Origin of the sequence: Roseimicrobium sp. ORNL1, from assembly GCF_011044495.1 — a bacterium.
In the GTDB taxonomy this organism is placed as follows: Bacteria; Verrucomicrobiota; Verrucomicrobiia; order Verrucomicrobiales; family Verrucomicrobiaceae; genus Roseimicrobium.
Map to the genome: position 1 here is coordinate 4,422,938 of NZ_CP049143.1, position 25,981 is coordinate 4,448,918.

A 25,981-nucleotide genomic window follows, 5' to 3' on the forward strand; every position below is an offset into this window, starting at 1 on the left:
AGAGCCAAAACGGGTTCGGGATGAGGCTGGAAAACGCCCTCTTTTTTCTCGATCCATGCCCGTGTCCTCCCCCCTGCTGCAAGAGTACTTGAACCAGCTCTCCGCCCGAGGAGTGACCCACGTGGCACTCACCGACGAGGCGCGCGCGGTGCTGTCGACGGCAACGGCGCGGGGAGCTCGCCAGTCCCCATCCACACCCGCCCCCTCTCCCGCAGTCGGACCGGTCGGGCGAGGCCCGATACCGGGCGGGTCGCCATCACCTTCCTCCACCGCCTCCCCCCGGTCGGCGGAGGCCATGTCCGCCCAACGTTCTTCCCCGACGGGCACCCCTCTTCGCCCCACCCAGCCGACATCAGCGACCGCCGACTCCGCCACCGCTCCCACCCGCTCCAAGCGCGAGCTGCTGGATGAGCTGGCCCGCGAGGCGGAAAACAGCCAGCCAGCCCGCGACCTAGGCACCTTGCGGGATGTCATGGTCTTCGCCGTGGGGAACCCAGACGCGGACATCATGTTCATCGGCGAGGCGCCGGGCGCAGAAGAGGAGAAGCAGCGCGAGCCCTTTGTGGGACCCGCCGGCCAGCTCCTGACCAAGATCATCCAGGCCATGGGCCTCCGCCGGAGCGAGGTCTACATCAGCAACGTGTGCAAGTTCCGCCCGAAGATCGATGACGGCCGGATGCAGGGCAGCAAGAATCGGGCGCCCACCACCGGAGAGATGCTGGCCTGCCAGCCGTACATCATGGCGGAGATCAATATCATCAAGCCGAGGGCCATCGTCTGTCTCGGCGCCACCGCCTCCACCGGCCTGGGAATCGAGGGCACGGTGGGCAGATTGCGCGGCCGGATTCAGGAATGGCGCGGACATCCGCTGGCGGTCACCTACCACCCCAGCTACCTCCTCCGCCGCGAGGCCGAGGACGGCGGCGGCCTGGCGGAGAAGCGCCTGGTCTGGGAGGACATGATGCGCGTGATGGAGACCGTGGGCCTCCCGATTTCCGACAAGCAGCGGGGGTACTTCAGCCGGGCGCGGTAGTGCCCAGATCGTTTCCGAGCAGTTCCGGCTCCAGCCAGATCACTAAAGCGCGTCCGCCCCAAGAGATTTGCCGGTGGGAAACAATCCCAACCCGTGGCCTATTCTTTGCAGCGCAGTAACTCTCGTTGCCCGGCATTGCACCAACCCTCCGCGGAGCGATGGCAGGGAGTAGCGTCCGGCATATGCCAGAAGTCCCGGGAAAGATGGTCCGTCAGCCGCAGTCCCGCCTGTTGAAGCTAGGCACCAGATGTCGAGCTGGGAACCACCCGACGTGGGCCTGATCTCGTACTTCAGGCTTCCACGGTAGGCTGATGTTGCCTCGGCCAAACTCGTGGCACCAGGCCATCGTTTCTGCACCAGGTGGGAATCAGCAGATTCGAACGTGGCAAATTTGATGAACGCGAGCACATGCTGCTCCTCTTCGGTAGAAGACAAGGTGTACTGGGCATGCCCGACGAAGTCTGGACATGTCTTGCCGCGATGGTACCCGACCAGAAGCAGGCAACCGGCGAGCGTCAAAACTACGGCTGAGATTCGCAAGGCGTATTTCATCAGTTGTCGCAGCCTGCCGATTGATAGCCAACCTCCGCAACCTTCTTAAAGCCCCTTGTGGACGGACGTGTGCACAACCATTGCACTACCACAACAGCAACCCCGTAGCCAAGAGCAACCGCGGCAATTTGGAGAAATGGGCGTGTCACGAAGGTGTCTCACACTTCCCGGGAGCGGTGGCACTCGCTGACCTGGCCGCCAATGCCCAGGAAGTCTGACATCCAACGATGGCCGGCGCGTCGTGGACGAGCTCGTGTTCCTTCAATGCGGCCATGCCCCATGTGCCAGACATGTCACATTCCCCCTTTTCCACGCCGCGCTTCCCTGCGCAGACTGCGGCATGGCGAAGAAGAAAGCGATCCCCGCAAAGGCGAAGAAGACTCCCTCCAAAAAGAGCGCAGCGAAATCCCCGCCCAAATCCAAAGCCACAAAGGCGGCGGATGACTACTCCGACCTGTACGCCCGCATTCACCAGGAGGTGATCGATGGCGTGGATGAGGAGCTGGAAATGGAACTGGAGGACCTGAGCGAGGAGCGCCCCAGCACGGACCAGAGCGAGCGGGCTGCATTCCGCCGGCACTATTTCAAGGAGCTTCACCGGCTGCAAATCGAGCTGGTGCGCCTGCAGGACTGGGTCTCCAAGACCAAGCACAAGCTGGTGGTCATCTTTGAGGGACGCGATGCCGCCGGAAAGGGTGGCGCCATCAAGCGTATCACGCAGCGACTCAATCCTCGTGTCGCTCGTGTGGCCGCCCTCCCCGCCCCCACGGAACGCGAACGGACGCAGTGGTACTTCCAGCGCTATGTGTCCCACCTGCCCGCGGCCGGCGAGATCGTGCTCTTTGACCGGAGCTGGTACAACCGTGCCGGTGTGGAAAAGGTGATGGGCTTCTGCACGGACGTGGAACTGGAGGAGTTCTTCCGTTCGGTGCCGGAGTTTGAGAAGATGCTCGTGCGCTCCGGCATCCAGCTCATCAAATACTGGTTCTCCGTGCCCGATGACGAGCAGGAGTTCCGCTTTCACTGCCGCATTCATGACCCGCTGAAGCAGTGGAAACTCAGCCCCATGGACCTGGAATCCCGCCGCCGCTGGGAGGCCTACACCAAGGCGAAGGAAATCATGCTGTCCCGCACCCACATTCTGGAAGCTCCGTGGTGGGTGGTGCCCTCCGAGGACAAAAAGAAAGGACGGCTCAACTGCATCAGCCATCTCTTGAGCCAGGTGCCGTATGAGACGGTGGACCACACGCCCATCAAGCTGCCGCCTCGTGTGCATACGGATGGCTACAAGCGCCAGCCGGTACCGGCGAGCATGATCGTGCCGGAGAAGTATTGAGAAACGCAGATCAACGTAGCTCGCTAACGCGAGCTACCTTGGAGGTCCAACGGCCAACGCAGTCGAATAGGTGACGATGATGCTACTATGAGCTCCCTTGGGGTCGTACCCGGACCACACCCTCCCCCACTTGTAAGTCCACCTCCGCCAAAACAAGCCGAGTGCCTTTCTGAGGAGTGCGTCATGGATCTTCTTCTTCGCCATTTCACGATCCAGGGTCCAGTCATCCCAAGAAGTGCCATAGACTGCGTCTGCGCAGCCGATGGAAACCCTATCCAAGGTTCGGCCGTAGAATCCGAGAATACAACCAAAGGTATGGTCACCTAAAGCCACCGGCGGCAGTCGAAAGGAGCAATAGGGGCCATTCTTCACGACTTCTTCGCCCTGGGTCGCTTGGGCCGATGCCAGATATTCTCCACGAGTAAGGGAGGGGTCAATCCGCAACCCCTCATACGGAAGCAGCACCTGTCCTGATTTGGGATCAATCATGACGTCCTCAAGTACTCATCACTGCTTCCTCTTGTGTATCCCCAACCTGTTGCCATCCGGGTCCTCGATGATGGCAGCACGGCAGATCGGCATCTCGAAGGGCTCCATGGTAAAGGGGACCTGATGCTTCTTGAGGTGTGCGATGGCCTCTTCGAAGTCCTCCACTTCCAGCACGAGTTGGGCGCCATCGCTGGAGGGTTTCAGGAACGGCTCATTGCCGATACCCAGCGTATGCGGACCGATTTCGTATTCCACATAGAACTGGCCACCTTCATTCATGAACATTCCGGGCGTGAGTCCGAGCACGCCTTCATAGAGGGCGCGGGAACGCTCAAGATTTGTAGAAGGGTAGACGATGAAGGCGAACTCGAGAATCTTCATGGCGAGTCATGGTTGAGGATGCCTTATCACGGACCGTTCAAAGAAACGTTCGGCCCTTCGGTCTGATGAGCGAACCAGTCTTCGATTTGTGGAAGCATACCCGCCACGGAAGATGCCAGCGCTGAGTACTCCGCCAAGTCAGGGCCAAATGCGCCAAACGAAAACCAATCCTCCTCCATGCTGTTGTATCCGTTCTTGCGCGCCTGCAGGCGCGCGCGCTCGGTGAACAGGACATGCTCCAGCATCAGCTTTTCCTCCGGGACCACTTCACCCCAGGCCGTGAGTTTCTCCCCACGAGGATGGTGACCAAACTCCAGGAAGAACGCGGTGCCCATCTTGTTCTGGTTGATGGACAGGAAGTGGATACGGCCTCCTGAAAACCGTTGGAACCTGGGGTGCTTCCCGGCAAATCCTGCGGCACTCAAGGCGGGAATCAACTCCGCTTTGATGGCCTTGTTCATGAGTTTGGCGGGAGAAGCGACCATGGAAAACCTTCCATCAATCCCACCAATCACTCAAACAAATTGAGGTTCAGCACGGAGAAGTTCAACGATCAGATGTGCGCTTCGAATCTTCAAATATCGTATGTGGCCACGACACCCCACTTTCGGAAACTTGCCTGTTGGGCAACGATACGCCACCCCTCGGACATCTCCGTGTAATACTGGTGCAGTCGCCCCAAGTCAGTGTCCGCGCCATCGAGCATGTCATGAAAATGCGAGGCACAGCCCGGCAGTGGCGGAGGAAAAGTTTTGAAGGCCAGAGTCTCGTGCACCAGACGACTGAAAGAGTACCCGAGGTGCGCTTTATACATTTTCGCAGTTCGTTCCGGAGAGATCGCGAGATAGAGACCGCCTACTTCGAGGCGAGATTTGAATTCAGCCGGCAGTTCGAAGGGGTGGTCCCTTTGAGCTTCACCTTGCATATAGGGGCCGCAAAACGGAAGGTACAATTCATCATAAACCTCCCTTTCCTCTTCAGGCAGGAAGGAGCGAATCTCCGAGTATGTAGCAGCGAAGGCACACCAAAGCTTGAAACTGCCAGACGCTCCATGAAATCTCGACATCTCTGAGAGCGGAGTTGAAAAGTCCGATTCCCACAGACAACCGAGAAAATTTCCGGTCTCTTGGCTCCGTTCGTCGTGGGTAAGCTTCGACCACCTATTTTCGTCCATCACCCCAAGCGAGGATGATTTGAAGTGTTTCGCGAAACCTTCCCAATCAACAATGAACAGATGGTAGTCGTTGGCCATCACTTACAGGCAAAAGATCCATTGAAAAACACGAGACAGCCCGAGTCTTTCTACTTCAACGGCAGGTTTTACTTCCCCGCATTCTTCGCAATGAAGTTCACAATCGGTGTGCTGTCCTGCAAGCCATGCGGATGGTGTCCCACGCCGGCCTTCGCGATCAGTTCGATGGTGCCTCCCAGCTTGCGATAGTTCTCCGCGAGCACGAGGGTGTTTTCATCGGGTGGCACGACATCATCCGCATCACCGTACACATGGAGCAGCGGCACTTTGTTCTTCGCGAGAGGTGCAATCGCATCGACGGGATTGTTCTTGTAAGCGATGGCTTCGGCCTCGTCCTTGAAACCCCAGAGCTCCAGCACGCGGGCCCAGTTCTTGGGATCGCCCTTGCCTTTTCCTTTGCCGCCGGGCCAGCTCTTGAAGTCACACACCGGAGCATCGCCGTAGATGCAGGCGACTTTGGTGGGATTGGCGATGGCCCAGTTGTAGCAGTACAACCCGCCGCGGCTCAGGCCGACGAGTGCCACCTTTTTGGCGAAGCCATACTCCTTGGTGAGGTGAGCGTAGAGCGCATTCCAACTCTGCACGGCGGGTGGCGAACCGAGCATGTCCGGCACCTTGAGATAAACGATGTGAAAACCTTTGCCGAGCAGGGCGATATCTGGATCCGGTTTATGACCAAAGAACTCACCATGCCACACCCACGGTTTTCCGGGAGCAGCCTGCTTCGGTGCGACGACGGTCGCGGTCTTGCCATCCACCTCGAATTCGTATTTGTCGTAGCCATTCCACACGCTGCGCTTGCCGGGGTAGAGAGCAGGCGTGCCAGCAGGGACTGCGGGCGCCGTGGCAGGAGCAGCAGGAGTGCCTGCGGCGGGCTTGTCGCTTTTGGCAGATGAAGCTGCGCCGGTGCTGCGCTGGTTCAGTTGCTCTTCGATCTTCTTGCTGATTTCCGCGGCCTTGGCCTCAGCTTGATCGATGGGTAGCCCCGCCGCGACGCCAGGGCGCTTGTGCCCGCACTCGCTGAGCCACGCGTTCTTGAGCACACGCTGGCGCTCGCTGACCAGCTTGTAGAGTGCATTCAGATTTCCCTCGGGTTTGATCAAATCATCCAGGGTGACCTTCGACTCGACTCCCCAGGCCTTGAGAATCTGCTGGGTCATGACCCAGTGGCCCTCGGCATTGGGATGCACGCCGTCCTTGGCGAAGAAGAAGGCGGGATCCACCACGCGGCGCTCGCGCAGCGCGTCATTCATGGGACCGTGGATGTCGATGACGTTCCAGCCATTCTTGCGTTCGCTGATGAGCCACTCGCTGTAGCGATCCAGCACGCGGTTGTATCCTTCGAAGGGCTTCGGATAGGCATCGAGTCCCGCAGGCAGCACCCTGTCCTTGATGGGCACGGGATCGAAGGTGGGCGGGGTGACATGCACGATGTCTGCACCTGCGGCCTTCGCCTTCTCCCGCAGCTTCTTCATTCCTTCCACGTACTTCTGGAAGCGCTCTTCCTTGAGTGGGAAATAGATGCCGTCATTCATACCGTAGCACGCCACAACGAGATTTGGCTTGGTCTTCGCCAGCACGCGATCCAGCCGCTCGTGCAGATCCGGTCGCGGAAATTTACCATCCGCATGTCCGGGCTCAGAGAGGCCGGAGACGGTCTCGCTGCTCAACCCCACGGCAATCACTTCCGGGCGATAGCTGGTCTCGGTGAGCAGGATGGTCTCCAGAAACTCCAGGTACTGCCCATTGTGGGTGATGCTGTCCCCGAGGAAGACGATGCGCTTGGCCGTGGGAAGCGCCGCCTTGGGTTCAGCAGCTTCAGCTTTGGGCGCCTGTGCTACAACCTGGAAAGCTGCGGCAAGAAAAAGTACGGAGGTGCGGAGAAGTTTCATCAAGTGAACGGGAGGCCTGTCGTGCAATGGAGCACGCCTTCCAGTCCACCACAAGGCAGCGTGAACCGGCAGCGCGCATCATCCTCCTACGCGACCGCCACGTCCAGACATGCAATCATTTCAGTCAAAGCGCACTCAGCGTGCCGTCACTGAAGCGCCCAGAGGTTACTTCTGCGGCAAGACCACCCGGATGAGCTCGCCCTGATCGGTGGTTAAAAGTGCAGGAGAGTTCTCATCCGCCATCCAAATCGGAGAGCCTCTGCAGACAAACGGCAGACGATAACCTGCCACCACCTCCCCCGATCTCTGGTCGAGCCTCAAGAGCAGGCGTGCATCTTTGAGGATAAATCGTGGCTGCCAGAGATGACTGCTGGGCACGGCATCCGCAGGTACTGAATCAAAAGATGCCACACCCGGATCCTGCTTTTCCACGGTGAGGGCATCTTTTGTGACCCTCAGGTGAAACATGCGGCCACCTTCCGCAACTCCCAGGGAGCCATCCTTCCCCCACCAGGCCACCGTTGCCTCCGAGGGACCTTCCATTGACGGCCGCTCTGCGGTCGTGTCCAGCAGCCTGCCATCCGAGCTCAACCACAGTGCGCGAAACTTGGTACGGAAGGCCCCTTCACTTGGCACGGTGAAGATGACCCCAGACTCATCCACCGCCACCTCTGAGCTTCGCGGATTCACGGGCAGCACCTGTCGAGGAAGCTCTTCATAGGGAAGATTGGTATCCAGCGGCACCACACGCAACGCGGAATCTGGACGTCCATCGCGTGGCCACTCCAGACAAAGAATCTGGCGGTCATCAAACATGAACACACTTTCGTGCCCTTTCAAAACGGGGCTTTCAAAGGAGCGGATGAGTTCCCAGGGAACCTTCGAAGTGTCATACACGCGGATACCTCCCTGTCCACCCATCACAGCACGTGGACGAGCATTGGAGATGAACCAGGTGGCGGCTTCCATTCCAAAATTCCCCATGAACTCCACGTCGGCCTCCGGCAGAATCTGCGGCATGGCTTCTTCCTCATACCGGCGGAACTTTTGCAGGCGCACTGCGGGCGCGCCGGCATCCAACGTCCCACTCGCGGTAAAAACAAGGTAGTGCGCTCTGGACACGTCCGGCCGCAAGATGGATCCGTCTGGTTCGAAGATATCTCCAAATTCCACCGCCCAGCCCCCTGGACGCAACAGTCGCATGGATGGCTGGAGATCGTCCGACACACCCCGAGTATCAAACCCTGCCATTTTGGCGATGGGTTTCTGCTTTTCATCCATCACCACGAGGTTCAGCCCTTGGGGAAGACGCCCACTCCAGAGGGGGAGTGAATCACTTTCTTCGAGATCCACACGGAGGAGGTACTCCATACCCTTTTCGACCGGAATCACTTCCGACAATGGGGTGCCAAACTCATCGCGGACTTCCGGTGGCCATACCGGCGCAGGACCTTGAGGCACCCGCTTGCTGTGCAATTCCGCACGAGTGATGCAATATGGGTTCGCCGAACCTATCGCCATGAGTCCATTGCGAGGATTCTTCACCAGCATTCTCACCCATCCGCTTGGTGGCAGATCTTGAATGGTCATTTCTCCCTGAGCCGGCACAGCCTCCGCACCCGCGATCTTTCGCATGGCATCTGGAGACGCACCCACGTGGATCTCCAAGTCGTATTTTCCCGACAACACGTGCAGTGCAGGAGCCTTGTAAGGCGCCCCAAAGTTTTCACCGTCCATCACCATGGTCTGAATGCGTGCCTTATCGCTCAGCTCGATCGGTATCTCCATAGCCCAGCGCACACGCGGTGGACCACCCTCTGGCGCCGCATCGTGGACTTCGATGGCCACTGCGGGAAACTTTTGCTCGCCATGCCCCAGGCAATCACGACAAGCTCGCAACCGGCTCAAGGTCGTGCGGAACTGAACCGACCCGTATTCGCTGAACGTGTTGAGCATCTGCTTTTCGAAAGTGGCGAGCTCGTCCGTGAGGTTGGCAGAAAGGAGACAATCCAGCACCACGACAGCGGTGAGCTCGTCTGCATCGCCTTCCTTCAATGAACGGGTCCAGGCAGCACTCCATGATTCAAATGCCAGCCGCGCAAGGTCCCGACCACGCTCCGGGGATGCAGTCACCATGGCATCCACCACGCTGCGCACCATGCGCCGGCACTCCATCCACTCCTCTTTGATGTCAAGGCGGCGACGATGGCCGCTTTCACGCCATGCCTTGAGACAGGCCTCACGCTCCTCTGCATTGCCATGCACCATCGCGAGCGCCAGAAACTGTGGCCAGAGGTCTGCGCTCGACTGGGAGTCACCAGAAAGGTTCTGCTTCACAAGCTTTTCCCGCAAGAGAGGAAGCAACGTTGGCAGCAGCGACGCCTTCGTGGTCTCGTCCAGCAAGGGAAGCAGTTGCAGGGATTGCCGGAGATTAGAACCCCGGCTTACTCCGCCCTCCTGTAGCTTGAGCAGGGCTGGTATGCCTTCCGCAATCCACGGAGCGAGTAGCTGTTCGTCCACGCTCCCTGGTGGTGACAGCACACGGAGCCGCCATGCCACACGCAGTCGGGACGCCGCGTCCAGTCCTTTCGCACCGGCCAGGGCCTCAGGATTCAACGGAGAAACCATGGAACGCGCCAGCAGGACACACGATACGAGGTGGCAATCATCCTGATGTCTTCCGACAGCAGCCTCCGCTTCCTGAAAGAAATCCCCGTGCGGTTCCCTCAACGCTGTTTTCATGAGGGAGGGAATCATTCCCCGGACATCCACCGTCCAGGGTTTGTCTCCCCAGAAGGCAGTTGCGGCAAAAGGTTCCGCTATTTCCTGATGCGCGGGGATCTCCACCTGCATGTCATCTCCCATCGGCGTGAGGAGGATGGCGCGAGCAAGTGCAGTCGAAGCCTCATGGTGCCCTGCCTGGTCCCAATCGTCGATTCTCTTGAGGAGTTGCGCCACGTGCGACACCAGGAGATGCTGCTGGTGCTCGCGAACGGACTTCAGCAGGAGCGCCAGTCTCTGCGGCTGTAGTGGTGTATCGTCCACATCCAGCACTGCTTGAAGCATGGCAAAGGCCATGGACTGGGCGGTGCCGGATTTGGTTTTGGAAAAGGAGTCCGCCAGCGCCGAGTTCAACTCGTCTGTGCGCTTCGCCCGGGCAATGCGCGCCACCCAGCCCGCTGTCGGAGGAGCAAGTGCCGTAAAAAACTCCGGCGGTCTGGCAAAGTCCGTGCGGCGCAGCGCCTCCAGAAACATGTCTGCTGCATATTTCTCCTCCTTCATCCGGGCATAGCTGATGCCCCGGCGCAACCAGGCGTCCGGCTGCTCTGGATTCAGCACAAGGTCGAGTTGCTCAGCTTCGGCCACATCGGTGGTGCGCTGACGGCTGGCGCGCGCGAGTGCGGCGAGCACGCGGGCCTTCACCGCATGGTCCGGCTGTTGTTTCACCTCCGGTTTGAGCTTCTGATAGACCCGCTGGAGCAGATCATATTTCTTCACTCCGGGGAAAGCATCCGGCAAGGCGGCCACCACCCTGTCTGCTTCGCCATTGGTGATGCGAACGCACTGGCCGGGATCTGAGAACAGTGTAGCAACGGCCTTTGCGGCCATCTCTGGCAGCTCTCTCGCCCCGTCCTTCTCCTGGGCATGCACCGTGGAAGAGACGATACCAACCAGCAGGACAGCCGTGCCCATGATCCGTTTTGCGCATCTCATGCGGAGAGGTGATAGCAGGTGAGCCTCGTGAGCGTCAACGGCCGTGTAGCCCGTTTTTGCTCAGCAGTCCTGCTGAGACGGGGTCGCATGGAGGATTATTCGATGAGAAAGTAAAGCGCCCCGGGGAGGCATTTATCAGCCTATTGCGTGATAAGACGCCTAAAGGACAGCAACATCTGGCAACCGCCGTCTAACTGTTGCTGTGCCTTCCCCTGGACCCGGGCGGCTACTCTCCCTTCAAGAACGCGAGCAGGTCGGCCATCTGTTCCTTGGTGATGCCGCCCTCCAGTCCCACGGGCATGAGGCTGGCATCAAGACTCTTCATCTTGGCGATGTTGGCACGGGGCACGACTTCCGTGATGCCACCGGCCATCTTCACCGTGACTTCCGTGGAAGTTTCCCCGGCAATCAGTCCGGCGACGACACGGCCATCCTTGGTGTCGATTTGATAGGCCATCCAGCGGGCCTCCACCATGCGGTTGGGATCGAGGATGTCACTGAGGAGGGCTTCCTTCTCCTTGATGCGCACATCCGTGATGTCCGGGCCAACGTCCACGCCAAGGCCTTTCACCTTGTGGCAGGTGATGCAGATGGTTGAGAAGACCTGCTGACCCTTCGCTGAGTCGCCCTTGGTTTTGATGGCGTCGTGATAAGCGGTGATCACTGCGGCACGATCCCCGCTTGGGCTGCCGAAGATCTTGGTGGCCAGGTCGAACATGGGATTGCCGGGGCGGAGATAACGCCAGCGCGTTTCGGCATCGACGAAGGCCTTCGGAAGCTCGCCGCGATCGATGCGTTCAAAGAAGTCCTTCACTGTCTTGCCGTTGCTCGTGAGCAACTTCACGACTTCAAGACGCTGCGTGGGTCCGAGCTTGGGCAGAAGTTCGTAGAGCAGCGTAGCGGTCTTGTCCGCACCGAATTTCTTCAGCAACGCGAAGGCTGCCGTGGAGATTTCCAGTGGCTGGCTGTCATCCAGCAGCGTGCGCATCACAGGCTCCGCCTTGTCCCACGAACGTTGGGCGAGCAGCGGGATGCAGGCGAGGCGTTGCTCCGCGGGGGCTTTGGCATCCACCATGACTTTGTCTACGAGGCCAAGCAGTGCGGTGATCTCGGCGGCGGCAGCTTTGTATTGCTCGGGAGGAGTCGCGGTAAATTGAGCGAGCGACTTCACGCCGAGCTTGCCACCGGATTTGGGCAGGCCTTCCGAGAGGCCTTGGAGAAGGGCGGGTTTCCACCAGGCGAGTTTACCTTCACCATTCTTGAGGCTGGAAAGTGCGGCGCTGAAATCATCCGCATCCGCGTCCGTGGCACAACTGGCAGCGAGGGCGCGCACGAAATCTGACTTCTTCACAGTGTAGCCCTCTGAAACTGCCTTGTTCTCGAGCAGCTTTGAAAGAACAGTTCCCGCTCGCTGCGACGTTGCTGCCAGTACAGCGCGTTGAATCCAAGGATCTTCGGCAAATCGAGTTGCTCCTGTAACGACAACGGAACCATCTTGCGGACGATTCTTGAAATCGGTGCCAAGGATACCCAGCATGACACGCCTGCCGTCGCTGCTTTGCACTGCGTCTGTGCTGTCGCTCATGATATGATCATTTGCGAGAGGCAGCTCCGTCCGGAAAAGGACATTGCCAGCGTTCACGTCCTTCAATGCCTTGTCGATGGAACCTTGAATTCTCGCATTGAGATTCAGCTCTCCCGAATTCTTGGGAACCAAAGCTCGCATCACGCATGTGATATGAAGGCCGGCCAGCGGCGTCAGACTTCCAGGCTTCACTGCATTAAACACATCGGTATACTTTGCTTTTTGCTCCACCAGCAACCGCTGCGCCGTCTCACGCTGCCAGGCGTTTGGATGCCCCAGCCACCTCACAAGCCCTTCCACTGTGCGGGGAGCGCGAAAGCGATCCGCACTGGGTGCGGGAACCGGAACAGCGGAGTCCTCATCGGAAATGGATGAGAACTTGATATTATCCACTCCAGCCTGAGCAACGCTCTTCATCAATTCCTGAATCTCCACTGCAGCAAGGCCTTTTCCTCCTCGTACCACCAAACCTTCCTTGGCAATTCTCGATTTCAGTGCTGCGATCTCAGCAGGAAGTGAAGCGCGACTGACGATTCTGCCCTCCAGCACAAAGCCATCCGCTGCGGACTTGTAGGTCAGCGTGACCTGCCCTCCTTTGGGTGAGGCGGGTGCCGCCTGAGACTCCTTGGCCTTCTTCGGCACGATGCGCCAGATACGCCCTTCATTCTCACCCTGGCGGATGTCATGGGTCTTCACAAAGGACTCCGGGAAGAAGCGGGCGTGGTCGATGTAGCGGCGATACATGTCGCAGACGTAGAGAGCGCCATCGGGACCGGTGGTGATGTTCACCGGGCGGCACCATTCATCGTGGCTGCCGAAGAACTCCTTGTGGTCCCCTACGCGTGTAGCCTTCAGGCTGGCGCCATTCGGTTCCACGATGTAGCGCGTGATGAGCTGACCGGTGGGATCCGGCACGAAGATGTTTCCCTTCAGTTCCGGCATGAGGTCACCACGATAGACGCCGAGACCGCAGGCTGCGGTGTTCGTGCCGGCATGGGCATCGGCTGTAGTATGAGTTAATTGAAGTGGATACACCCGGGTCTCCGCTCCGAAGGCGGCAATGTCCTCCCAGCCCTGCGTGATGCCGGCATTGGGGTTGCGAATCACCGCTTCATACGGCATCACGGCGAACATCACCGGATTGCGATTCGAACTGAAGAAGTGGCGCCCCCAGTCATCGAAGCAGCCGCCGAACTGACCAAAGCCGGTGGTGGGCTCGAGCTTTCCCGTGGCAGGGTCATAACGCAGATTGCAGCGAGTGAAGTTCGACTTCGCGTCCGGCGAGCCCGCAGGATAGATCTCCTTCGTATCAAGGCCATTGTTGAAGTAGATGCAGTTGTCCAGGCCCCAGCGAGGCGCAGAGACCTGGAGCTGGGAGTGATTCGGATTGAAGCCGTCCACGAGCGGCTTCCTTTCATCTGCGACCCCATCTCCGTTGGTGTCGCGGATGAAAAGAATCTGCGTGCGTGTGGTGGCCACAAGGCCGTCACGGAAGGGCAAAAGCCCCTGCACATGATCGACCTTATCGGCAAACGTGATGGCACGGTCATACTGGCCATCACCATTGTCATCGATGAGCTGCTGGATGCGGGACAGCGGCGGCTTTCCCGGGCCTCCACCCAGGGGATAGTCGATCATGTCCGCCACATAGCAGCGGCCCTGCGCGTCCCAGGTCATTTCGACCGGGTCACGCACGAGAGGTTCCGCTGCGACAAGCTGGACCTCATAGGGACCGTCCAGCTCAATGGACTTCTGCGTCTGCTCCGGAGTCCACGAGGTCTCGCGGCTTGCCTTCACGTCGATGTCTGAGCCACCGGAGGCCTGCACGGGATCCCACTTCTCCTTGAACTCACCGAGAGGATACAGCTCAAAGCGCTTCACCACCATCTCCGCGCCCTCGGTCTGCAGGCAGATCTTGCCAGAGCTGGGCTTGCAGTCGAAGGCCTCATTCACCAGCACCCCGTTCACGAAGTACTGGAGCGTATCGCCCTTCGCGATGACTTCGAGGCGGGTCCACTCCTTCACGCGGGATTCCACGTCATCCTTGCCACGGAAGCCAGCCACGTCCTTCCAATCGACGTCGCGCTTTTCCCAGTTGATGCGGCCCTTGGTGACGGTCTGGCGGGGCTCGCCCTTCTTCCAGATCTTCTCCTTGTCGCGATCCAGCGTGAGCTCGGAGGACAGGCTGGTCACGACTTCCGTGCCGTCTTCCAGCTTCGGAGAGAGCACGAGGATGTCCCCCACCCCGCCTTCGATGATCTGGGCTTCGATGCTGGCCATCCACGTGCCACCGTACGCGCCATCCGGTCCGTGGCTGTGCACCAGGAGGCCGTTGTCACGAGCCTTGCCTTCACGCGAGCCCATGGTGGGACCGGTGAACATGAAGTCGATGACCAGGTGGTAGTCCTGGTAGTCTTCATTCGTGCGCACGTAGCCGAAGCCGTTGCCGCTCACCTTGAGCTGGCCCTTGGGATCCAAGGTGAAAATCTTATCAGGTGGATCGTGGAGGGTCTGTTTTTGATTGATGTTATACGTGACCTTTCCGGCTTTGATCGCCTGGAGGACATCGATCTTTTGCTTCACCACCTCAGCGGCGGGAAGCGCACCCGCGAGGGCGCCAGATGCGATCAGAGTGATGAACTTGCGTAGTGCTGACATGCGAAATCTTACGACCATCATCCACGCTTTTTACCTCTTGGGAAGGGCTCTGGCACAGAAGCGTGCAAACTACGCACTTTCCGCGCAGTTGAACTTGTGCCATGCTTTTTCCATAATTCCGCTGCCTACCAACTGCCATGAAAGCCATCCTCGCCGCCTTCTTCCTGCTCTTCGCCGTCACCACGCTTTCCGCGCAGAACCAGCCGCAGACACCCCAGCAACCCCAGCAGCCCACCAATCCGAATGAGACGGACAGCAATCCGCGCTTCTGGCAGGCTACCTTTGCCAATGGCGGGCATTATCTTGTGAAGCTGGACCGCATCAGCTTTGCCTCCAAGCATGAGTACGTGGGCAATGGCGCTGCACGCGTGGTGGAGGTCACCATTGGTAGCGACACCTCCGTGGTGGCTCGCTTCTACTGGCTGGAGCCTCTTGGCAAGGACACACCCATCGCCGCCGGGAACATCGTCATCAGTCGCGCAGAGCAAATACAAAAGGATGTCGCGAATCGCGTGTCCCCCTCGCTGGGAAAAATTCAAGTCATCAAGGATTACCCCACCACGACGCATACGCACACCGTGGAATATGCCCTACAGACACCCGACGCCCTGAACTCTCTCTACAGCAGTCTGATGGCGGCCATCAACACCGGCCGCGGTCGCACGTGGAAGGAACCCTCCAACTAAGCTGAAGAACGCGAACGCCCACGCGATTCTTCTTTATCACCCGCGCCATACGCCATCTCCATCTCATGGGATACCTGCGGTACCGTGTCCTGAAGCAGGAAATGCTGGACACGTTGCCGCATGACGATCCGGATGCTCTTGCCAGCAGGCAGGACATCGAGGTCATCAACCACATCATGGGGACGCTCCGCTGGTTCCAGCGGCAGCTTCGGGACTACGTCCCGAGTCATGGGCACATCGTAGAGCTGGGCGCAGGAGACGGCACGCTGATACACCATATTGCCCAAACGTCCCCGGAGCTCGTTGCACGATGGACAGGGCTGGATCTCGCGCCGCGCCCCAGCCATCTCCCCTTGGGGGTACAGTGGGTGCAGGGAGATTTTCTCCAATCAGAGGCGTCGCAAAAGGCTCTAGCGGAAGCGGAGGTGGTAGTCGCAAACCTTATCCTGCACCATTTCACGGAGGAGCAATTGCGAAGACTGGCTCCCCGCCTCCAGCAGGCACGAGTCATTCTGGTAAGCGAACCCGCCCGCCACTTGCGCCACTACGTGGAAAGCAGGGTGCTCAATCTCATCGGTGAATTCAACCACGTGACCTCATATGACATGAAGTGCAGCATCGAAGCCGGCTTCCGTGTGGGAGAGCTTCCTCGCGCGCTGATGCTCGATCGCGAACAATGGGATATCGAGGAGAGCCACTCGCTCTTTGGCGCGTGCCGGATGGTGGCCATCAATTCGCGGCGGTAGCGGCCCACCCGTCATTGAATCCCATACAAGAAACCTGCAATGAACATCTCAGCTTCTCGCAGAGTTCTACCACTCATTGCGTAGCCACCGTTCGGCATGCCATTTACTTCAAGTGTAAATGGCAGCATTCCATCCCCGGAACTACCCACGTCCGGCTCTACCTGCACAGCTCCAGACAGACCTTCAAGACCAAGCCACCAGATTTGGTCAGATCCACCCAAGCCACGGGCGCCGGGCGGGCATTTTTCCACGTCGAGCGCAGGGAATCGGGCGCGCAGCACCTCTATCAATAAGTCGATGTCGGTCATGCATGGATAGTCTGTCACGAAGTGGCACTCGTGCAAGCCCTCCACCCAAGCACATCACATCCCACTCTGCTCCACCCTCGCCCACCGTTGGCGGAAGGCGCGGTTCTCTTCCATGAGCTGTGAAGCCACCGGCGAGACGATGTGATAGAGTCCCTGCATCTTCGCAAAGACCACAATCAATTCCTGGCGGCGATAGTACTCGGTGGAGTCTGTCACGGTCTCCAGGGTGCTCTGCGCAATAGCCACCAGCAGATCTGGTGTAAGCGCATCCGTCTCGATGCTCACCTGACCACGCTCCAGCGAGACCACACTGGTGTCGTAGCCGAGATGCGTGAGGCGTCCCTGCAGAGGAATGCCCGTGCGGCGGGGCAGTGTGCCTGCATAACCACGCGCCGTAATATCCGCCATGAGCGTGGTCATGAATTCCTTGGCCTTGGACCAGAGATAGAGGCGATCCGCGATGGCGTTCTGCACCTCCGGAGTCTGGAAGTTCATGCTCTCCAGCAGTTCCACGCCCTGGCTGTAGTCGAACCCACGCACCAATGAAGGCAGCGATTCATTCAGCTCTTTGAGCTGCACCAGTTCCCGCTGGCGTAGGGCATTGATACGGGCGCGCTCCGCTTCCTCCGCCACGCGGCGCAGACGGGCCAGTTCCTGCTGGGCAAACTTCGAGCGATCCTCCAGCTTGTGGCGCAGGGCGCCGGGAAGCTTGATGTCACCCAGCACCTCCTTCACCTGCACAAAAGCAAGGCGGGCATTCTCGATGCTGCCGAAGGGCGTGTTGCTAAGGTCTCCCAGCTTGCCCGCCAGATCATACTCCGCGAAGTACGGGGCGATGAGCTTCTGGTAGGAAGGAAGCCACTCTGTCATACGGCCAGGGGTGCAGGCCTGAAACTCACGCAGCCAAGCGATGGCGACATCCGGATCCTTGCCGAAGTGCCACTGGGCCACGCCATGCGCAAGAAACCCGAGCGCTGCCTCCGTGGCGCCGTCATAGGTCACATCCTTGCGTGGCAGCTCAAGCGCCAGGTCCTTTGCCATGCGATCGGCGATGGCTGAGAAGAACTCCGAGGACTCCGCCGTCGCCGGCATGGTGCCTTCATCGGAATCCTTCTTGATGGCGCGGAAGTAGCGCTGGGCCGCCTCCTTCTTTCCATCAAAGATGGCGCAGAGTGCCGCGTTGAACCGCGTCTTGTTCAGCGTGGGCTGCTTCACGCGGCCACCTTCGCGATCGTTGAGCGCGATGATTTCATCAAAGAGCTTCCGAGCCTCCGCGAACTTCCCTTCGAAGAGCATGTTGCGCGCGTTGGTGAAGACATCCGCAATGGGAGTAGATCCTGACGAGAGCGTGCGGCCCACCGAGGATAGTTCCTCCTCACCGGCACCCTGGGTGATCTCCACCGACTTCATCTCCACCTGAGGACGCGGACGCAGCAGCAGACCGAGCAAGATGGTCACCACCGCCGCGCCACCCACGGCGTACACCAGCCGCTGGCGGCGTGAGCGACGGCCAATCACGGAATAGCCCAGGAGGCTCTCAGCATCACGGAAGGCATCTACAAGCGCGTCGTAGGTCTGGTGACGATCGGACGGCTTGAGCGCCAACATGCGATTCACCAGCTCACAGGTTCGCTGGGAAAACTTGAATCCGCTGTCCTCCAGACGCACCGGCTTGCTCTTGATGATCTTGAGCTCGGCGATGGAGTTCGTGTTCGCCTGGTGAGGCGGTTTGCCCACCAGCGCGTGGTAGAGCGTCGCGCCGAGGCTGTACATGTCACTGCGGAAGTCCTCGGTATCGTCGCGCACCTTCTCCGGGGCCACATAGAAGGGCGTGGCCCAGATTTCGCCGGAGTCGTCCTTGTCGCGCTCATGGAAGAGAGCGAGACCGAAGTCCACGATCTTGGGCGTACCCTCATCAGTGAAGAGGATGTTCGCCGGCTTCACGTCGCGGTGGATGAGACCTTCGCGGTAGGCGGCGCGGAGACCTTCCGCCACCATGCGGCCCACGTGCAGGGCATCCGCCTCGGAAAGGCGTCCCTGATCCGCGATGCGGCCCTCCAGGCTGCCACCGCCCACGAGTTCCATGGCGATGTAGAAGTTCCCCTGGTCGCGGCCCACGGAGTAGAGCTTCACCACGTTCGGGTGGGTCACGGCGGCGGTGAGCTGGGCTTCGCGCTCGAAGCTCGCCATGCGCACGCTGTCCTTGCTGTAGTGGCGGTTCAGGATCTTCAGCGCCACATGCCGCCCGAGGGTGGCATCCTCGGCGCCAAACACGCGGCTCATGCCGCCTTCGCCGAGTTGCTTGAGGATGGAAAAGTGGTCGAATTTGCGCCTTACGCGCACGGCCTGCCCGCAGTGGGGGCAGGTCACCTTGCTGTACGGCTCGAAGGGTGTGACATCGAGCACGCCCTCGCAAGCCGGGCAGGTACTAAGGTAAGTTTGAGGAGTTTCTGACTGGGGAGGTGTCACGGGACGCGGAAGGTAGCTTCGAACGCAGGGCCCTCAAAGGTGAAACTTCGGGGCAAGTTTGTTGCAGTCGGTGCATTGGAAGCATGTAAGAAAAAATAGTTCGAACTTCTTACATAAAACAATAAGCATCGGGCGCGCCAGATTTTCATTCAGTGCGAAAATTAAACCGTCATTGGCGGGGCTGGTCGCTAAAGAATTCATTATTGTGGGCTTTCCAGTCGCTGTGAATGTATGGTGACCCCGCCCTTCCATCCCCTAGACACATGGAGTTCACCGTCAACGATCCTCAATGGACGAAGCAAAGACTGGATCACTTCCTCCAGAGCCAGTTGACGGACATGTCCCGGACCCGGTTACAAGGGCTCATCAAGGACGGGAATATTTTGTTGAATGGGAAGCCCACGAAGGCAAATACCGCCCTGAAACAGGGGGATACCATCCAAATGGAGGTCCCCGAGGCGGTGCCGACCGAAGTGGTGGCGCAGGACATCCCGTTGGATATTCTCTTTGAGGATGAACACCTTATCGTGGTGAACAAGGCAGAGGGAATGGTCGTCCACCCCGCGGCAGGGAATCCGGACGGCACCTTGGTGAACGCCCTGCTCTTCCACTGCAAGAACCTCAGTGGCATCGGTGGGGAACTGCGCCCGGGCATTGTCCATCGCTTGGACAAGGAAACCAGCGGCTGCCTCGTGGCCGCGAAGCACGACCTCGCCCACACCCGCCTGAGTGAAGCCTTCAGCGGTCGTTCCCTGACCAAGCTCTACCTTGCCGCCGTGAACGGCGTGCCTAAGGAGTCGAAGGGCCGCATCGAGAACCGCATCGGCCGCCATCCTGTGGACCGCAAGCGCATGGCCGTGACCGACCGTGCAGACATCGGTAAGGAAGCTGTGACGGAATGGGAAAAGCTCTCCGTCCACCAGGGCTGCGCCCTCATCCTCTGCCGCCTCCTCACCGGCCGCACCCATCAAATCCGCGTGCACATGCGCGAGAGCCTGGGCATGGCGATTCTGGGAGACACGATCTATGCGCAGCCACAGCGGCAATTGATCAAGATGCCGCGCCTCATGCTGCACGCCTGGAAGCTGGAGTTCACGCATCCCATCACGAAGCAGGAGATGAAGTTCGAAGCACCGGTGCCGGGGGAGTTTGGGGTGTGGATGGGGTAGTCCATAGCTGCCTTTCTCGCTGCCCAACCTCTTTTCAATGGAACCCGAGACGCTCGACACCCTAACCGCCTACTGGAACTCTCGCGTCGGCCCGTCGCTAGAGGTGGACGAAGATGCCCTTGACCGAAAAATCGATCCATTCATCGCCTACTTGGAGGACAAGGTCTTCCCAGACAAACTCGTGAGGGCTGATGATTCCTGGTGGGCGCTTGAAAGCTCATTGTACCGGGAATATTTTCTCCTCGAAGACGAGGCGACTTGGGTCATCCTGATCAGCCGTTGCCAGTTTTTCGTAACCTCGCTCCTTCAGGATGACGTGCGAACACTGGATCATGCTTCCGTCGTTGCCTGTAGCATCGAGAATGGCTTTCGTTACGTGCCCAATGTCCTTTTGTCAGGCCAAACTCCTGGCACCCTACCAAACAGTTGGAGTTGGCGAACCGCACTCTTTTCGGAAGCATAGCAACAGCACGGACCAACGCACGTTTGCAAAATTCAGCGTCCCCGACCACGACCAGACAGATGTAAAAATGGTGAATCTGTCAGTTGTCCTATAAACTGTGGCGTCCTCATAACGCCTCTGCCACTTCGCCAAAACAATCCCGCCAGGTTCTGCCACCACCATGTCATGCACTATCAGCGTTTCGGACAGGCCGCGGGACATCTGGATGATCCGCAGTGATCTTTTCAGAAGGTTTGTCATTCTGGTGGAACAGATGGAGCCCACTACCACGGCCGTGCATGAACTACTCAAGAATGCGGTCATGGTGAATGGCATTTCTCTGGATGCGGTTTGGGCGGAGACACCAGCGATCGCACTTCAATGCCGGGATGTGCTGTGCCGCGTGGCCCGGGCCGTGTGCGAATCGACGGCCCATCTCGATCCATCAGATGAGCCTCCCTCTGCAGGGCGACCGACGTATCGCACCCTGTTTTGTGAGCTCGCCAGTATCCTGGGAGCTTGGAAGCCTGAAGACTCCTCCCAACTGACTGCTTGAACGTCGCTTCAAGCGCAAGTGCAGGACGTTCCCACCACCCTTTTGACATGAACTTCATTGATGAACTGCAAGCCTATGTCGCCACTCAGGACCACCGGGGTTGCGACGAAAGTGAATTGGCAGAAGTCCAGTCACGCTCCCCCATCCCCCTTCCTCAGGACTACATCGATTTCCTCAAAGTGATGGGGAGAGGAGCAGAGGAATTTCTCGTGGGAACAGACTACTACTTTCCGGAGATTCTAGAGTTCCAGGATGCGGCGAGGGAATTGTTGCAGGAGGGCCCATCGCCCGTGGCACTGCCTCCGTGGTTTGCGATTGCCATGCATCAGGGCTATCAATTCTGGGCGCTGACAGAGGAAGGCGTTTGGTGGTATACGGAGAATAAAGAAACAGCGACATTGAGACATGCAAACTTTCGCGAATGGTTTCGCACCATGATGCGCATACCACCCCCGCGCTGGGGCTGATGTACGATTATGCGTCTTTCGCAATGCATGCCTCGCGCCGCCGCCGGTTCTGATTGGCAAAGCTCCTCCGCTCCACCAATGAAGTCCCCGAACAAAAAACTCCCAGGCATGCTGCTGCTGGTGCCGGTGGTTCTTGGGATCGTGGCGGTGTGGCTGATGACGATGGAATACCAGCGCCGTGAAAGTCTGGCGGTGCTGGAAAAGAATTACGCTGTCTGCGAAAGATGGTGGACTCCCCCATTCTCAAAGCCCGTAGGTGGAAAAGACGTGGAGGCGGCCATGGAATCATGGTTCTCCCACCCCAAGGTCATCTGCACCGAGCCATCCCACTTGGTGAGCCCCCACGAATTGGGCCTGGCCATACGCCGGCTCAAGCCTGAGGAACTTCTCATGAACGGGGCTGGGCGCTTTGAGGCGGAGTTTCTTGAGCAACTGGCCCGCACCTCCTCCATCAAGATACTCGAAATCGCCGACTCAACTGTACGTGACGATTCGATGCCTTACCTTGCGCGCATGAAAAGTCTGGAGCAACTTTCTCTCGAAGAGACAGAAATAACAGGGAAGGCGTTGGATTGGCTGGGCAAATGCCCCTCCCTAAAAGTGCTCCTTATTGGCAATACCGCCATCACGGATGCTGAGGCACAAGCGTTTGCGAAAAAGCATCCCCATCTGCGGGTGATATGGTAGTTGGTGGAGCGGCGTTCACGCCACCATGTCATTTTATAAAATGCTCTACATGTATCAAGGCCTGACTACCTTGCCAGCGCCGCTGTCCGTCAGCTTGCGGTAGAGCGTGGAGTCTTTCGTCGGAGATGGACGACCAAAACTCTCACATCAGCTTCTCCGCTATCTTGCGAAGACCGCCCTGCCGGAGATTCGCGATCCCAGTCTCCAACAAAATTTTCGCCACCTCCCCACGAGACACCTTCACTCCTTGCACCAGTGCCGGGGCATCGGCTTGGTTGATCAACGCGAGAGTTCGAATGCCGAGGAGCAGCGGCAAAGCGGTGGCAAATCGAAGACGTTTGTGCTGGAGGGCGTCCAAATACTGAATCCCGCATTCCAGATGCTCACGGCAACGCACGCGCCAGGAGGTGGTCACGGGGACAAGCTTCGCAGGGTCGGCCTGCACCATGTCCAGGGTGAGGCCGTGGGCGGCGAGTTCTTCCGCAGGGAAGTAGCAGCGGCCCATGCGGACGTCCTTGGCGATGTCGCGCAGGATGTTCACGAGTTGGAGGCCTTTGCCGTAGCGGATGCCCCAGACGAGCATGTCGTCGAAGGATACCTTGGGGTCGATGGCGCCTTCCAGTTCGGAAGCGCAGAGCTTGGTCCAGAAGCCACCGACGCATCCGGCGACGAGGTAGGTGTACTCATCCAGTTCGTCTTCCGTGGTGAGGGAGCGCAGCTGGCCATCCACGGGGAAACGCTGGATGTCCATGAGCTGGCCTTTCACAATAGGATCTAATACACCACGTGTGGCCTCCACGAGACGGGGTGCAGATTTCCGATAGGCATCGAAAGCCTCCGGCAGTCGCTCCAGCAGGCGGGCTTCGCTGGCATCCTCCTGCAGGGGCACAAACTCCTGCCGCAGGCGCTCGCACAGGGCACGTTCGCCAGCTTCATCGCGAGTCTCCGCCTGCACGAGCCGGTCAAATTCCGCGAGGCACTCCTGCTTGATGGACTCGGTGATGTTCGGCGTGTCTGCCAGAGTATCCGCCGCTCGTGCCAGGAGGTAGGCCAGGGAAATGGGTTCCCGCAGGCCCTGTGGCAGGGCCTTCAGGGTCAGGTAGAAGGACCGTGAGACGCCTTCTAGCAGCTTTCCTCCGAGATGTTCCTCGCCCGTCATGACTTCATTTCACCATTAATATTTCCTGTCTGGAGGCATGGTTGGACGTATCTTCCTTCCCTCGCAACTCAGAACTCGCAATCCGCTCCTTGTCGCCGCTCCACCACCTCTACCTGCACATCCCCTTCTGCCACCGCGTCTGCCCCTATTGCAGCTTCTACAAGCACACCCCGGGCGGCACGGATATGGGGGCCTTTGTGCAGGCGGTCCTGCGGGAGCTGGAGCTGCATCAGCAGCGGCTGGAGATTCGGCCGAAGACCATCTACTTCGGCGGCGGCACGCCCACGGCGCTGAGCGAGACCCATCTGGGCACGCTACTGACCGGTCTGCGGGAGCGGCTGGACTGCTCGGGGCTGGAGGAGTTCGGCATGGAGGCGAATCCGAAAACGGTGGGGGCGAGCAAGGCGCGGCTGCTGCGTGATCTGGGCGTCACCCGCATCAGCCTCGGCGTGCAGGCCTGGGACGAGCCCACGCTGAAGTTGCTGGGCCGCGACCACGCGCCGGATGAGGCAAAGGAAACCTATGCCATCCTCCGTGACGCGGGCATCCCGGCGGTGAATGTGGACCTCATGTTCTCCATTCCGGGGCAGAGCCTGGCGGTGTGGGAGGAAGGGCTGCGACAGACCATCGGGCTGCAATCCGACCATGTCTCCTGCTACAACCTCACCTATGAGGAGGACACCGAGTTCCTGAACAAGCTGAAGAGCGGCATGCTGGACACCGACACGGATCGCGATGCCGACCACTTCCGTTCCACCATGGACCTGCTGGAGGCGGCGGGATTCGAGCACTACGAAATCTCCAACTACGCGAAGCCCGGCAAGCGCTCCATCCACAACCAAGCCTACTGGCGCGGCGCGGACTACCTTGGCCTGGGGCCCTCCGCCACCAGCACGCACGAGCGGGTGCGGTGGAAGAATGTTTCCGACACGGCACGCTACATCGAACTCGCGAAGGAAGGGCGGCTGCCCGCGGTGGAATCGGAGGAGTTGGATGATCGCGCGTGGCTCATCGAGCGCATCGCGCTGGAACTCCGACTGGTGGAAGGCATGGCCGAGGACCGCGTGGCAGACTCACAGAAGCGGGAGCTCGAAATGCTGCAAGGCGAAGGCCTTTTGCTGGTAGAAGGCGGACGAGTACGCCTGACTCGTGAAGGCAAGGCTGTGTCGGATCGCATCGCGGAGATGTTGATTCCCGACGCGTGAGGGAACTGGGTGTGCTCAGGTGCAGTGAGTTCAACGCAGCGCCGAGCGGAGCGAGACGACTGCGAAGCAGCCCGAAGGGTGAGGACGGCAGGACGAATCAAACACAGAGACGCAGGGGAACTTCGGAGACTGAAACTGAAGTGAGCTTTCCTTCAGCGCCACAGATATCGGCACTGCATTCCTCCAACATTCCACTCATCCACGCTTGCCCACTCCCCTCCTCTGAGCATCCTATAACTCCCGCTTTCCCACGCCTCCCCTTCCTTCATGCTCTCCCTTTCCTCCTGCTGGAACAGTCACCGTCATGAAGATGGGAAGCACATCGCGCATGAGGCGAAGTCCCTTGGGTTCAAATACATCGAACTGAGCCACGGGTTGAAGATCTCCCATCTGCCCGGCATCATCCAGGTAGTGGCCGAGAGCGGCATCAAGATCTCCAGCGTGCACAATTTCTGCCCTCCGCCGGTGGAGGTGATGATGGATGCGCCGGATGCCTTTGAGTTTACCTCACACAAAGAGGAGGAGCGACTGCGAGCCCTGACCCTCACAGAACAGACCATGGAGACTGCTTCGCGGCTCGGAGCGCAGCGCGTGGTGCTGCACCTCGGCAGCATCCCGATAAGTCCCCTGACGCGGAAACTTGAGGAACTGACGCTCGCCGGAAAAATCTACTCACGTGAGTACACCAAAGTGAAGCTGGAACTGGTGGCAAAGAGGGCCAAACACGCCCAGGTCCACTTCGACCGCGCGCGACATGCCATCGACCGGCTTCTGCCCCTTTGCGAGCAGTACCGGGTGGCTCTGGGCATCGAAACTCGCAGCCATTTTGAGGAGGTACCCACCGCAGCGGAAATGCTGCAACTGGTCGACCAATATCGTGGGAGCCCCTGGGTCGGCTTCTGGCATGACTTCGGGCATGTGCAGAGGCAGGCAAACTTGGGCCTGCTGGACCACGCCCAGTTCCTCTCAGAAATCGCCCCGAGGCTGCTCGGCTGCCATGTGCACGATGTCGACTGGCCAGCCAAGGACCACCGGGTGCCGCTGAGCACCGGCGGCGTGGACTTCGCCAAGCTCATGCCGCTCATTCCCAAGGGCATACCACTTGTTTGGGAGATGCACCGCACCCAACGCCGCTCCCATGTGCGGGAGCGTCTTGCGGAGTGGAGGGAGAAATTTGGTGAGTGGGGTTGAGGGT

The 25,981-nt window shown here is 59.3% G+C and carries 21 protein-coding genes; 11 read left to right on the forward strand and 10 right to left on the reverse strand.

Features of this window, described 5'->3' with window-relative positions; all coding sequences use genetic code 11:
- The first annotated feature begins 295 nt into the window (after positions 1-295).
- Together G5S37_RS17950 and ppk2 are read left to right on the forward strand one after the other, a co-directional pair.
- Positions 296-1,033, forward strand: a complete 738-nt coding sequence (locus G5S37_RS17950; protein ID WP_240914669.1) for a uracil-DNA glycosylase — start codon at positions 296-298, stop codon at positions 1,031-1,033.
- A gap of 892 nt (positions 1,034-1,925) precedes the next feature.
- Entirely contained in the window at positions 1,926-2,921 is a 996-nt protein-coding gene (gene ppk2 / locus G5S37_RS17955) for a polyphosphate kinase 2 (RefSeq protein ID WP_165205831.1), read from the forward strand.
- Positions 2,922-2,954: 33 nt separating this feature from the next.
- On the opposite strand, the gene G5S37_RS17960 is transcribed toward ppk2, so the two are convergent.
- From G5S37_RS17960 to G5S37_RS17990, 7 genes are all read right to left on the reverse strand, one after another.
- Positions 2,955-3,410 carry a hypothetical protein gene (locus G5S37_RS17960; protein ID WP_165205832.1) on the reverse strand — a complete coding sequence of 152 codons (456 nt, stop codon included), beginning with the start codon at positions 3,408-3,410 and terminating at the stop codon, positions 2,955-2,957.
- A gap of 18 nt (positions 3,411-3,428) precedes the next feature.
- Positions 3,429-3,791, reverse strand: a complete 363-nt coding sequence (locus tag G5S37_RS17965; RefSeq protein ID WP_165205833.1) for a VOC family protein — start codon at positions 3,789-3,791, stop codon at positions 3,429-3,431.
- Between the two features lie 26 nt (positions 3,792-3,817).
- A complete protein-coding gene (locus tag G5S37_RS17970) occupies positions 3,818-4,276 on the reverse strand; it encodes a DUF4304 domain-containing protein (RefSeq protein ID WP_165205834.1) in 459 nt (152 codons plus the stop codon).
- Positions 4,277-4,365: 89 nt separating this feature from the next.
- Positions 4,366-5,043, reverse strand: coding sequence for a hypothetical protein (locus G5S37_RS17975; protein WP_165205835.1), 678 nt, complete (start codon positions 5,041-5,043; stop codon positions 4,366-4,368).
- Between the two features lie 68 nt (positions 5,044-5,111).
- Positions 5,112-6,935 (reverse strand): GDSL-type esterase/lipase family protein, encoded by a 1,824-nt coding sequence (locus tag G5S37_RS17980; protein ID WP_165205836.1) that lies wholly within the window; start codon positions 6,933-6,935, stop codon positions 5,112-5,114.
- A gap of 165 nt (positions 6,936-7,100) precedes the next feature.
- Positions 7,101-10,628 (reverse strand): hypothetical protein, encoded by a 3,528-nt coding sequence (locus G5S37_RS17985; protein WP_165205837.1) that lies wholly within the window; start codon positions 10,626-10,628, stop codon positions 7,101-7,103.
- A gap of 247 nt (positions 10,629-10,875) precedes the next feature.
- Positions 10,876-14,892 carry a PVC-type heme-binding CxxCH protein gene (locus G5S37_RS17990; protein WP_240914670.1) on the reverse strand — a complete coding sequence of 1,339 codons (4,017 nt, stop codon included), beginning with the start codon at positions 14,890-14,892 and terminating at the stop codon, positions 10,876-10,878.
- 137 nt (positions 14,893-15,029) lie between these two features.
- On the opposite strand from G5S37_RS17990, the gene G5S37_RS17995 reads away from it, so the two are divergent.
- Complete coding sequence (locus G5S37_RS17995) at positions 15,030-15,578, forward strand: hypothetical protein (protein ID WP_165205839.1); 549 nt, start codon at positions 15,030-15,032, stop codon at positions 15,576-15,578.
- Positions 15,579-15,643: 65 nt separating this feature from the next.
- The gene (locus tag G5S37_RS18000) at positions 15,644-16,324 is read left to right on the forward strand and encodes a class I SAM-dependent methyltransferase (RefSeq protein WP_165205840.1); all 681 of its coding nucleotides are present in this window, start codon (positions 15,644-15,646) and stop codon (positions 16,322-16,324) included.
- 11 nt (positions 16,325-16,335) lie between these two features.
- Here G5S37_RS18000 and G5S37_RS18005 read toward each other — a convergent pair whose 3' ends face one another.
- Positions 16,336-16,632 carry a hypothetical protein gene (locus G5S37_RS18005; protein WP_165205841.1) on the reverse strand — a complete coding sequence of 99 codons (297 nt, stop codon included), beginning with the start codon at positions 16,630-16,632 and terminating at the stop codon, positions 16,336-16,338.
- A gap of 54 nt (positions 16,633-16,686) precedes the next feature.
- Positions 16,687-19,038 (reverse strand): serine/threonine-protein kinase, encoded by a 2,352-nt coding sequence (locus G5S37_RS18010; protein ID WP_165205842.1) that lies wholly within the window; start codon positions 19,036-19,038, stop codon positions 16,687-16,689.
- 326 nt (positions 19,039-19,364) lie between these two features.
- On the opposite strand from G5S37_RS18010, the gene G5S37_RS18015 reads away from it, so the two are divergent.
- The 5 genes from G5S37_RS18015 to G5S37_RS18035 all read left to right on the forward strand — a co-directional run bounded on the left by G5S37_RS18015 (position 19,365) and on the right by G5S37_RS18035 (position 22,422).
- Positions 19,365-20,270 carry an RluA family pseudouridine synthase gene (locus G5S37_RS18015; protein WP_165205843.1) on the forward strand — a complete coding sequence of 302 codons (906 nt, stop codon included), beginning with the start codon at positions 19,365-19,367 and terminating at the stop codon, positions 20,268-20,270.
- Positions 20,271-20,307: 37 nt separating this feature from the next.
- The gene (locus tag G5S37_RS18020; RefSeq protein WP_165205844.1) at positions 20,308-20,733 is read left to right on the forward strand and encodes a hypothetical protein; all 426 of its coding nucleotides are present in this window, start codon (positions 20,308-20,310) and stop codon (positions 20,731-20,733) included.
- A gap of 160 nt (positions 20,734-20,893) precedes the next feature.
- The gene (locus tag G5S37_RS18025; protein ID WP_165205845.1) at positions 20,894-21,268 is read left to right on the forward strand and encodes a hypothetical protein; all 375 of its coding nucleotides are present in this window, start codon (positions 20,894-20,896) and stop codon (positions 21,266-21,268) included.
- 47 nt (positions 21,269-21,315) lie between these two features.
- On the forward strand, positions 21,316-21,735 hold the full coding sequence (locus G5S37_RS18030; RefSeq protein ID WP_165205846.1) for an SMI1/KNR4 family protein: 420 nt from the start codon (positions 21,316-21,318) through the stop codon (positions 21,733-21,735).
- Positions 21,736-21,843: 108 nt separating this feature from the next.
- Entirely contained in the window at positions 21,844-22,422 is a 579-nt protein-coding gene (locus G5S37_RS18035) for a hypothetical protein (RefSeq protein WP_206026044.1), read from the forward strand.
- Positions 22,423-22,564: 142 nt separating this feature from the next.
- Here G5S37_RS18035 and G5S37_RS18040 read toward each other — a convergent pair whose 3' ends face one another.
- Entirely contained in the window at positions 22,565-23,581 is a 1,017-nt protein-coding gene (locus tag G5S37_RS18040; protein WP_165205848.1) for a phytoene/squalene synthase family protein, read from the reverse strand.
- An 89-nt stretch (positions 23,582-23,670) separates the two neighbouring features.
- On the opposite strand from G5S37_RS18040, the gene hemW reads away from it, so the two are divergent.
- Together hemW and G5S37_RS18050 are read left to right on the forward strand one after the other, a co-directional pair.
- A complete protein-coding gene (gene hemW / locus G5S37_RS18045) occupies positions 23,671-24,786 on the forward strand; it encodes a radical SAM family heme chaperone HemW (protein ID WP_165205849.1) in 1,116 nt (371 codons plus the stop codon).
- A 267-nt stretch (positions 24,787-25,053) separates the two neighbouring features.
- The gene (locus G5S37_RS18050; protein WP_165205850.1) at positions 25,054-25,977 is read left to right on the forward strand and encodes a TIM barrel protein; all 924 of its coding nucleotides are present in this window, start codon (positions 25,054-25,056) and stop codon (positions 25,975-25,977) included.
- Positions 25,978-25,981 lie beyond the last annotated feature (4 nt).

Coding starts and splice junctions, on each gene's coding strand:
- G5S37_RS17950 (WP_240914669.1), top strand. CDS start 296: ATGTCCGCCCAACGTTCTTCCCCGACGGGCACCCCTCTTCGCCCCACC.
- ppk2 (WP_165205831.1), top strand. CDS start 1,926: ATGGCGAAGAAGAAAGCGATCCCCGCAAAGGCGAAGAAGACTCCCTCC.
- G5S37_RS17960 (WP_165205832.1), bottom strand. CDS start 3,410: ATGATTGATCCCAAATCAGGACAGGTGCTGCTTCCGTATGAGGGGTTG.
- G5S37_RS17965 (WP_165205833.1), bottom strand. CDS start 3,791: ATGAAGATTCTCGAGTTCGCCTTCATCGTCTACCCTTCTACAAATCTT.
- G5S37_RS17970 (WP_165205834.1), bottom strand. CDS start 4,276: ATGGTCGCTTCTCCCGCCAAACTCATGAACAAGGCCATCAAAGCGGAG.
- G5S37_RS17975 (WP_165205835.1), bottom strand. CDS start 5,043: ATGGCCAACGACTACCATCTGTTCATTGTTGATTGGGAAGGTTTCGCG.
- G5S37_RS17980 (WP_165205836.1), bottom strand. CDS start 6,935: ATGAAACTTCTCCGCACCTCCGTACTTTTTCTTGCCGCAGCTTTCCAG.
- G5S37_RS17985 (WP_165205837.1), bottom strand. CDS start 10,628: ATGGGCACGGCTGTCCTGCTGGTTGGTATCGTCTCTTCCACGGTGCAT.
- G5S37_RS17990 (WP_240914670.1), bottom strand. CDS start 14,892: ATGTCAGCACTACGCAAGTTCATCACTCTGATCGCATCTGGCGCCCTC.
- G5S37_RS17995 (WP_165205839.1), top strand. CDS start 15,030: ATGAAAGCCATCCTCGCCGCCTTCTTCCTGCTCTTCGCCGTCACCACG.
- G5S37_RS18000 (WP_165205840.1), top strand. CDS start 15,644: ATGGGATACCTGCGGTACCGTGTCCTGAAGCAGGAAATGCTGGACACG.
- G5S37_RS18005 (WP_165205841.1), bottom strand. CDS start 16,632: ATGACCGACATCGACTTATTGATAGAGGTGCTGCGCGCCCGATTCCCT.
- G5S37_RS18015 (WP_165205843.1), top strand. CDS start 19,365: ATGGAGTTCACCGTCAACGATCCTCAATGGACGAAGCAAAGACTGGAT.
- G5S37_RS18020 (WP_165205844.1), top strand. CDS start 20,308: ATGGAACCCGAGACGCTCGACACCCTAACCGCCTACTGGAACTCTCGC.
- G5S37_RS18025 (WP_165205845.1), top strand. CDS start 20,894: ATGTCATGCACTATCAGCGTTTCGGACAGGCCGCGGGACATCTGGATG.
- G5S37_RS18030 (WP_165205846.1), top strand. CDS start 21,316: ATGAACTTCATTGATGAACTGCAAGCCTATGTCGCCACTCAGGACCAC.
- G5S37_RS18035 (WP_206026044.1), top strand. CDS start 21,844: ATGCTGCTGCTGGTGCCGGTGGTTCTTGGGATCGTGGCGGTGTGGCTG.
- G5S37_RS18040 (WP_165205848.1), bottom strand. CDS start 23,581: ATGACGGGCGAGGAACATCTCGGAGGAAAGCTGCTAGAAGGCGTCTCA.
- G5S37_RS18050 (WP_165205850.1), top strand. CDS start 25,054: ATGCTCTCCCTTTCCTCCTGCTGGAACAGTCACCGTCATGAAGATGGG.